Origin of the sequence: Streptomyces sp. NPDC059957 (assembly GCF_042730015.1) — a bacterium.
Classification (GTDB): Bacteria; Actinomycetota; Actinomycetes; order Streptomycetales; family Streptomycetaceae; genus Streptomyces.
Window position 1 is genome coordinate 1 of the sequence record NZ_JBHWMB010000147.1, and the last position, 8,172, is coordinate 8,172.

Genomic DNA, 8,172 nt, shown 5'->3' on the forward strand with positions numbered 1-8,172 from the left:
TTCGGAGCGGGTACCCAAGCGCTGCGCGCTTGGGACTGAAACCCCCTCGCTGCGCTCGGAGGGTCCGCTTCGCGGACCAGAGCCCGCTCCTTCGGAGCAGGTCTCCCAGCGCTGCGCGCTGGGAGAGGGAATGGCCTCCCCCTTCGGGGGAGTGCCCCTGCGCTTTGCTCCGGGGCTGGGTGCCAAAGGCACCCAGGGGTCCCAAGCGCTGCGCGCTTGGGACTGAAACCCCTCGCTGCGCTCGGGGAGTCCGCTTCGCGGACTAGAGCCCGGTCCTTAGGAGCGGGTACCCAAGCGCTGCGCGCTTGGGAGTGGCAGGCCTGCGCTTCGCGCAGGCGCCGGCCCTTCAGGCTGGTGTACCCTCCGCTTCGCTCCGGGTACCTGAGCGCTGGGCGCTCAGGACTGAACGGCTTTGCTGGGCTCAGCCGAGGCGCCTTCGGCGCCTGCTCCTCCGCTTTGCTCCGGAGCAGTGATACGCCTCGCTTCGCTCGGCGCTCGGCTTCGCCGAGCTATATGGCCGGCCTTCGGCCGGGGTCCTGCGCTTCGCTCCGGACTGGCTCTAGTTCCGCGGTGCTTAACCAAAGAGGGGCCTGCTCCGCAGGCCCCAGGGCTCCCGCGCCGTGCGCGGGAAGTGACCCCGTTTCACGGGGTAAGGACCTATGCCCCGTTGGGCAGGTCCGAGGCTCCCGCAGCCCTGGTCCTTCCCGCTCCGTCTCCAGGACCAGGCGCGCTTCGAAGTCCCGGCTAGCAGTAGCCACTACCTCTGCCGGGGCTCCTGGACCATCTTGCCGTCGTTCAGGACGAGCTTCACCCGCTGCTCATTCCAGCCACCAGTGCTTCTTAGGAGTTTGAGGGTGAGGGTTGAGGTGAGGTGCGGGCTTAGCAGTGGTGAAGGTTGGGTTTTGGGGTTCTGGGTGATGTGCGTTGGTCTGTTGGGTTTTTGAGCTGGGGGTTTGGGTGTGGGTCTTAACGGCGTTAACGGGGGTTCGGGGTTGGGGTGTTAACGGCGTTAAGGGTTTTGTGTGGAGGGTGATTCAAAATGTGGAGTGGATAGAGACGGGAATCAGTCAGATTCTACGGGGTTGTGGCTGAGGAGCGGGGGGTTCCGGTGAGGGTGAGGGGTTGTGGGTGGGGGCTGTTCTTTGGGCCTCAGTGGGGTCTTGCGTGCCGGTTTAGACGGCGTTCAGCGCCTGGGCGGGAGCGACCACCGGCCTATAGAAGGTACGGAGATGCTCCGTCGCAGGTCAGAGGGGGTGCGGGGGAAAAGATATGTCCCCTCAGGAGGGACATATCTCGGGGGTTGTGTCCCTGCTAGGGGGACACAACGACTGCAAAATGTCATTGGTACTGACGTAAAATGCGCTAAAACGTCAGGGGGGCTGACGTATTGGGGGAGATCTGCCGGCTAACTGGTGGCAGGGCGGGTGGGGTTGGTGGGGGCGGGTCGGGAGGGGGGTCCGGGAACGGTGTGGCTGAGATATGTCACCTGTGAGGGGACACAAGACACGCCGAACGTCAACGAGCGTGACACTTGTGTCACCCTTGTTGACATACTGATCTCCGCAGATCAACGGAGTGGAGAGCAGCCTCGTGTCATCAGAGCCACAGCGCCGCCGGGGCAATCCGGTAGGGACTCCGCGTCCCGATCTGCCGGTGGACGACGCGATCTCTGCGTGGAGTCAGCCGCTGGCTCCGGTCAAGGATCTGGACAGCCTCGCGAAGCGGTACCCGACGCGGAAGCTGACCTTGGACGGCGAGCGCAAGCCGCTGGAGTTCTACGGGACCGAGAATCAGCCGAATGCGTTCTCGATGGACAGCCTCGAGTTCTTCCTCGTGATCGCCCAGTACTTCCGTGAAGCGCTGCCTCTGCGGCTGATCCTGCTGCTCATCGCCTGCCAGCGGGCGGGGGGGCGGATTCCACTTACCCAGGAGGAGATGGCTACCATCCTGGATGTCAGCCGGACGAAGACGTCGGAAGCTCTGCACACGGTGATGTCTCATGGGATCGTCTTCAAGGTGCGGCGGGGTGTGTATCAGTTCAACCCGCCCTACAGTTACCGGGTAGCGGAGTTCATCCCGGGTACCGAGATGACGGGTGAGTTCGTGAAGGTGGAGCAGCACGGGACCATTTCGCAGATTCGTAGCGATACGAGCCTGCCGGACTTGGTGCGCTTCCCCTCGCTGGACCACATGAGGCAGGCCATCGCGGAACTGCGGGCCGAACGGGCAAGAGAGCGCGCTGCGCGTCGGGTGAGCCGGACGAAGCGCACGGGAGAAGGGACGGCTCAGTGAGCACCTTGCGATTCGCTGCGGTCAACGCCGACGGGCTGCTCTCCGACCTCGACCTGCCGCCGGCGGCGTACCGGGTACTGCTGAAGCTGCGGTCGCTCAGTGAGCCGGGTGGGCGGATCCTCATCGACCAGGCGACGGTCGGCGGGATGCTGGACCTGAGCCGGCCGAGCGTCAACGCCGCTCTGCGGAGCCTGGAGCTGGCGAAGTTGGTCAGGAAGATCCGCAACGGGGTCTACCAGATCAACCCGATGCTCGCCGGGTACACCTCGTTCGAGGATGCGGTCGCGGCCGTCAACGAGATGGACGCCGAGGAGCGGCTGGACGCGCGGGGCTATGTGGCCAGCTACCACCGGGCGGTGGCGGCGTATCAGGACCAGCTCGCCGAGCAGCGCAAGAAGCGGGCGGCTCAGGCCGTCGCCAAGAAGGCGGCCGAATCGAAGCGGCGTAGGGCGCTGCACGCGGTTGGCTGAGTAGATGGTGTTTGCAGGGCTTCTGAGGGGCGCTCAGGGGCTTGTGAGGGCCCCGGAGTGCTCCGGGGCCCTTTGTGGTTTCTGAGGGGCTCAGGGGAGCATGTGGGGGTTCGCGGAGCCGCTCTGTTGGTGTTTTAGAAGTTGAGCTCTACGTAGTCGATGTCGGTGAACTCGACGAGTAGGCCCTGGGCGCGGGCGCCGTGGTCCTTGAAGTAGATCTCCTGGAGCCCTTCGGCGGTGATGCCGCGGAGTTGAGCTTCGGTGGCCCCGGCCTCATGGGCGGTGAAGAGGCGGGAGGCGTACTCCGGGGGGAGGTGCTGGGTGATGCGGCGCATCCGGCCGTCGTCGGTCGTGCCGGGGGCCGCGCTGAAGCCGAAGCGGGCACGGGTCTCGATGACCAGGCCGGTCTGCTTCGCGGCCTTGGCGCGGGCGCGCTTGCGGACGAGGGGCTGCCAGCGGCGGCGCACCTCGCGCTCCAGGCGGGCGGAGAGCGCCGGCTTGGGCTGCTTGATCTGGTCCTTCACGTACCGCTCCACCGTGCGCCGGGAGATGGCGAGGAGGTCGGCTACGGCCTTCGTTGATTTGAGCTGTTTTACGAGGTAGCGGATCTGGGCGCCCGCCGATTTGGGGATGGGGCGGGTGAAGTTCTGCTCGTCGGCGCGCTCGAGGCTGTCGCTGATCTCGGACATGGGTGGCTCTTACTCTCCGTCGGCCGCGGCGTCGTGGCCCTTGATGTGGCGGGCGGGGTTGTGGCGTTCGTCGAGGAGCTGAACGGCCCAGAGGAGGGGTTGGGTGCCCTCGTGCTTGACCATGCCGGGGCTGACGCCGAGGCGGAAGCCGCCCGGCAGTGGCTTGCCCTCGGGGGTGCGGGGGAGGAAGTCGAGGGGGCTGGGGCCGTCTGAGAGGTAGACCGCGCAGTCGGAGAGGACGGCGATGGGGTAGAGGTCTGCCGCTGTTGCGAGCTTCTGCATCTTGCGGTGCATGTTGACACGGGCCGTGGAGATGACGGCGGCGCGGATGTCGGGGCGCCAAGTGGGGCGTTCGAGGGCGGGCCAGCTCTCGCCGGGGCGGTAGCCGGCGCCCTGCGGGCGCTCGCGGAGCTTGCCGATGCCGCCCTTGACGGTGGACTTGATCGCCGAGAGGACCGCGGTCTGGGGGAGGGGGTGGTCGGGGTGGTTCTTGTACTCCGCCATCGCCTGGAGGAAGGCGGCGTCCGTGAGGGACGAGTGGACGCCCAGTTCGGCCATCGTCGCCATGTAGGCGTCGCGCAGGCGGGTGTACCAGGCGTCGAGGTACGGGCCGTGTTCCGGGCGGAGCCAGGCCTCGGTGGGCTGGACGGTGAGGCCGAGCTCCTGGGCGTAGGCGAGGGTCGGAGTGGCGTACCAGGCGGGGCCGGTGGGTGGACGTCCGTGCGGGGTGAAGGGGCTGGGGAGGCGGGGGTCCATGGCGGTGGCCTGGGCGGAGAGGTCCACCAGCCAGGAGCCGGGGAGCTTCGGGTCGAAGCGGGGGCCGTCGGTGTGGACCGCGGGGCCGGTGCCGACGAGGAGGCGGTTGGCGGCGGCGGCGAAGGCCATGTTCACGTCGATGCCGACGGCGTGGGTGCGGGTGCACTCGGCGTCGGTGAGGAGCTGGGGGTCGCGGATCCAGTCGTACGCCTCTTCGTCGAGGACCTGGTCCGGGGTGCGCTGGTGGGAGCGCGGGTAGAGGGCCGCGACGACGGGGTGCTCGTCGGGGGCCTCCGGGGGAGCGGGGTCGACGGGGCGGGTGAGGGAGCCGGGGACCGGGGCGGAGACCCAGGTGTTGGTGGACTCGTCGCGGGCGGCGCGGGTGGGCGGGCGCAGCGCCGTCATCAGCTCCAGGCCCGAGACGGCGGTGGAGCCGCGGGGGGTGAGGACGCGGGTCGCGTACGAGGTGAGCAGCTCGGCGAGTTCCGGTGCGGGGAGGTGGGAGGTTTCCTCGCCCCAGGCGCGGGGGTCCAGGGCGCCCCAGGGGAGGATCGCGAGCTGGACGCACTGGCGGCCGGTGGTGGGGGTGGCGGGGCGGTAGATGCGGGGCCAGGGGCCGAAGCCGCGTCGGGTCAGCTGCCATTTCGACTTGGTGAGCTGCTTGATGACCGGGTGGTCGTCGGGGAGGCGCAGGCCGCGGCGGTCTTCGAGGACCAGGGGGAGTCCGAGTGCCTCGGTGGCGGCGGGGGTGAGGACGAGGAGGGGGTCGCCGTCCTTGCCGTTGCGGTGGAGGCGGGGGGAGCGGAGGTTCGCGGCGGAGGTGAGGGCCCACTCGATGAGGGCGGGGAGGGTGGTGGGGGGTGTGAGGACCGCGCCTCCGGCGGCGTGGGCCTTTCCTGCGCCGTCCAGTACGGCCAGGGGGCCGTTGCCCTCGGGGAGGGGCGGGGCGGTCCTGGTGGTGGCACCCGTGCGGGGGGTGGCCGTTGCCGTTGTCGGCTGGGGGGCGGGGGGTGCGGTGGGGGCCTGCGGGGCTGTTCCCCTATCCGCGCCTTCCCGAAACTGGGGCTCCGCCCCAGGCCCCGGGCGGGCGGGTGCGGCCTCCGGGTCGGCGTCCCCGAAGTGGGTGGTGGCGTTAACGGCGTTAACGGCGTTGATGGGTGCGGCGCTGCCGGACGTGGGGCCGGTGCCTTCGGCTTGGGCCGACGGGGCGGCCGACTGCGGTGTGGTGGGCTGCGGGGTGTTAACGGCGTTAATGCCGTGGAGGTCTGCCAGGCCGTTGAGGAGGCGGGCGTAGGCGGCGCGCTTGGGAGGGCGGGGGGCCGTGCGGCCGGTTTCCCAGGAGGTGACCGTTTCGCGGCGGACGGCCAGGGCCTGGGCGATCTGGTCCTGGCTCAGGCCTGCTGCCTCGCGGAGGCGCTTGCGCTCGTCCGGGTGGGGGAGGGCGTCCTGTGCCGCGGCCTCTTCCAAAAGGGCATCGACCGCGGCGAAGAGCGTGGTCTGTTCGTTTTCGTGCGCGTTGGGCATGGGCACCTCCAGTCGCAGCTTATGCGAACCGCACCATGGAACGCACGTGAAACACACGTGGGGGCGTGGTGGTCCGACCGGGCCAACGCCCCCTTCGTGTCGGGCGGGGTCTGGGTTGGTTCGAGTCAGATACGGGTCAGGAGGAGTTCCGTCACTGCCTTGAGGTCGTCCGGGGTGAGGTGGGCGGTGAGGGCGTCCGCGATCGTCTCCGGGGAGTCCGCCGTGATGGTGATGCGGCGGGGGGAAGGCGAGGGCGAGGGGGAAGGCTCGGGGGGCGGGGTCGGGCGGGTGCGTTGGCGTGGGGGGTTAACGGCGTTAACGGCTTCGTCTGCCGCGGAGGCCTGGTCCTCCTGGGGGAGGCGGCCGATGCGGCGGGCCGGTTCCACCTTGAGTTCGCCGGTCTCCACCTTGTCCTGGAGCTCCGGGGTGAGGTTCAGGAGGGTCAGGCGCTGTGAGACCCAGGCCGGGGTCTTGCCGAGGCGCTTGGCGACCTGGGCCTGGGAGCCGTGGACTTCGACGAGCTGCTGCAGGGCGCGTGCCTGGTCCATGGGCGCGACGTCGACGCGGTGGACGTTGGCGATGAGCGCCGACTCCAGGATGTCCGCCGCCGAGGAGGCGAGGGAGTCGTTGACGTGGATCTGCATGGTGCGAAGGCCGGCGCGCTGGGCCGCCGCCAGGCGGCGGTTGCCGTCGATGACCACGTACGGGGCGCGGCCCAGGCCGTCGGTGTTGCCGGGGTGCGCCTCCATGAAGGCCATGCGCGTGGCGACGGCCAGGGGCTGTAGCTGACCCCGGGCCGTCAGGGACGCGGCCAGCTCGTGGATTTCGGTGAGGTCCTCGCGGAGGTTGAAGGGGTTGTGGGCGAGGGCCTCGATCGGCACCTCCGAGGGCGGGACCACCCCGGAGGTGGGGGCGCCGGTGGCTTCGGCGATGGCCGCACGGCGGGAGCTGACGCCTACGGGCTGGGCGCGGGCGAAGGAGCTCGAGACTCCGAGTTTGTCGGCCTTGCTCATGAGATCTCCCTTGCGAGGGCGCGCAGCGCGACCGCCTGCTCGCCCTTGGGTGCGTAGACGAACAGCGGCTGCTTCACGCGGACCGCTTCGCGCTGTTCCTTGAGGTCGGGGACGATCGCCACCACGCGCGGATCCTTTATGTCCATCCAGGCCTGGAGGGAGGAGGTCGCGATGTAGCCGCGGCGGCCGTCGTAGAGGTTGACGACGAGACCGAGGTAGTCGATGTCGAGGCTGAGGTCGTCGCGGAGGTCGTTGATCTGCGAGGTCAGGAGGTCGTAGGCGTCCGCCGAGGAGTCCTCCGCCTGGACCACGATCAGCGCGCCGGAGGCTCCGGGCTGTTCGGCGTCGCGGCGGCGGCCGTAGTAGATGGCGGCGTCCATGCTGAGGCCGAGGCTCGGCGGGCAGTCGATGAGGATGACGTCGTAGTCGGCCTCGACGGGGGCGAGGGCCCGTTCGAGCGCGGCCTCGCGGGCGCGGACCGTGGAGAGGCGGACGTCGAGGAGGAACGCGTCCGTGCACGCCGGGAGGATGTGGAGGCGGTTGCCGAAGCGCTCGTCCGGGATGGGGACGATCAGGTCGGCGAGGGGGCCCTTGGCCTCGCCCGCCATGTGGCAGGTGAGGCTGTCGCCGCCGATGGGCAGCGGCTGCCGGCCGAGCTGCTTGGTGAGGTGGCCCTGGGGGTCGAAGTCGACGAGCAGGACGCGCATCCCGAGGCCGGGCAGATCTTCCAGGTCGACGGGCGGGGCGGACGCGATGGCCTCCTGGCCCGTCTCGTCGCCTTCCTCCACGGCCGATTGCCGGGCCAGTTGGCGGGCCACGCGGACCGGGTGGAGGCTGCCGGGGTCCTCGGCGAGGGCCTCGGCGGTGCCGGCCGTGATGGCGGTCTTGCCGACGCCGCCCTTCTGGTTGCACACCACGATGCGGCGGACGACCGAGGGCCGCTTCACGGTGGGGGCCGGGTTCATCTCCAGCCAGAGGGAGACGGCTTGGGCGAGCCCTTGGATCAGGGAGACGCCACGGTGCTTGGAGTCGGTGCGGAAGGACTCCCACTGGCCGGCCGGCAGCCAGGTGGAGAAGGACTCGGCGCCGGAGGTGTCGACGGGGGAGGGGGAGGAGGCGAGCGCGCTCCAGTGGGCGATGCCCTGGTGGACGGCGTCCTGGATGTCCACCCGCAGTTGTGCGGTGCGGATCTTGAGCTCCTGGCGCAGCCACGGAGGGAGTTTGGAGACGACCTTCTCACGGTCGCTCGGTGACGAGGGTGAAGTCATGTGAGGGACTTTACTAACGTCCGAAGACGTTTGTGGGCGCCACGCTTGAGTTTTGCTAACGAAGTGGTGTGGATCGGCTGGGAATCGCCGCCCGGGGGCGGGGACTCGGTGTGGGGACAGGGCGGCCTCGCACGCGCCGTGGTGAGCACCCCCGTGGTTC

General features: G+C 69.4%; 6 protein-coding genes. 2 read left to right on the forward strand and 4 right to left on the reverse strand.

Annotation, left to right across the window (positions count from 1 at the left end; genetic code table 11):
* Nucleotides 1–1,653 precede the first annotated feature (1,653 nt).
* Both ACFWBW_RS41040 and ACFWBW_RS41045 read left to right on the forward strand, forming a co-directional pair.
* Nucleotides 1,654–2,292, forward strand: coding sequence for a hypothetical protein (locus tag ACFWBW_RS41040; RefSeq protein WP_239516702.1), 639 nt, complete (start codon nucleotides 1,654–1,656; stop codon nucleotides 2,290–2,292).
* Complete coding sequence (locus ACFWBW_RS41045) at nucleotides 2,289–2,762, forward strand: MarR family transcriptional regulator (RefSeq protein WP_250744360.1); 474 nt, start codon at nucleotides 2,289–2,291, stop codon at nucleotides 2,760–2,762. The genes ACFWBW_RS41040 and ACFWBW_RS41045 overlap by 4 nt, the downstream gene beginning before the upstream one ends.
* Nucleotides 2,763–2,896: 134 nt before the next feature.
* Here ACFWBW_RS41045 and tpg read toward each other — a convergent pair whose 3' ends face one another.
* From tpg to ACFWBW_RS41065, 4 genes are all read right to left on the reverse strand, one after another.
* Entirely contained in the window at nucleotides 2,897–3,451 is a 555-nt protein-coding gene (tpg, locus tag ACFWBW_RS41050) for a telomere-protecting terminal protein Tpg (protein ID WP_385384798.1), read from the reverse strand.
* A 9-nt stretch (nucleotides 3,452–3,460) separates the two neighbouring features.
* Nucleotides 3,461–5,731 (reverse strand): telomere-associated protein Tap, encoded by a 2,271-nt coding sequence (gene tap, locus ACFWBW_RS41055; protein ID WP_385384801.1) that lies wholly within the window; start codon nucleotides 5,729–5,731, stop codon nucleotides 3,461–3,463.
* A 125-nt stretch (nucleotides 5,732–5,856) separates the two neighbouring features.
* On the reverse strand, nucleotides 5,857–6,744 hold the full coding sequence (locus tag ACFWBW_RS41060; protein ID WP_385384804.1) for a ParB/RepB/Spo0J family partition protein: 888 nt from the start codon (nucleotides 6,742–6,744) through the stop codon (nucleotides 5,857–5,859).
* The gene (locus ACFWBW_RS41065; RefSeq protein ID WP_385384807.1) at nucleotides 6,741–8,012 is read right to left on the reverse strand and encodes a ParA family protein; all 1,272 of its coding nucleotides are present in this window, start codon (nucleotides 8,010–8,012) and stop codon (nucleotides 6,741–6,743) included. Before ACFWBW_RS41065 ends, ACFWBW_RS41060 begins: the two co-directional genes overlap by 4 nt.
* Between the last annotated feature and the right edge of the window lie 160 nt (nucleotides 8,013–8,172).

What these genes read in the sequence shown, in the direction of transcription:
- tpg (WP_385384798.1), bottom strand. Translation starts at nt 3,451, where the DNA reads ATGTCCGAGATCAGCGACAGCCTCGAGCGCGCCGACGAGCAGAACTTC.
- tap (WP_385384801.1), bottom strand. Translation starts at nt 5,731, where the DNA reads ATGCCCAACGCGCACGAAAACGAACAGACCACGCTCTTCGCCGCGGTC.
- ACFWBW_RS41060 (WP_385384804.1), bottom strand. Translation starts at nt 6,744, where the DNA reads ATGAGCAAGGCCGACAAACTCGGAGTCTCGAGCTCCTTCGCCCGCGCC.
- ACFWBW_RS41065 (WP_385384807.1), bottom strand. Translation starts at nt 8,012, where the DNA reads ATGACTTCACCCTCGTCACCGAGCGACCGTGAGAAGGTCGTCTCCAAA.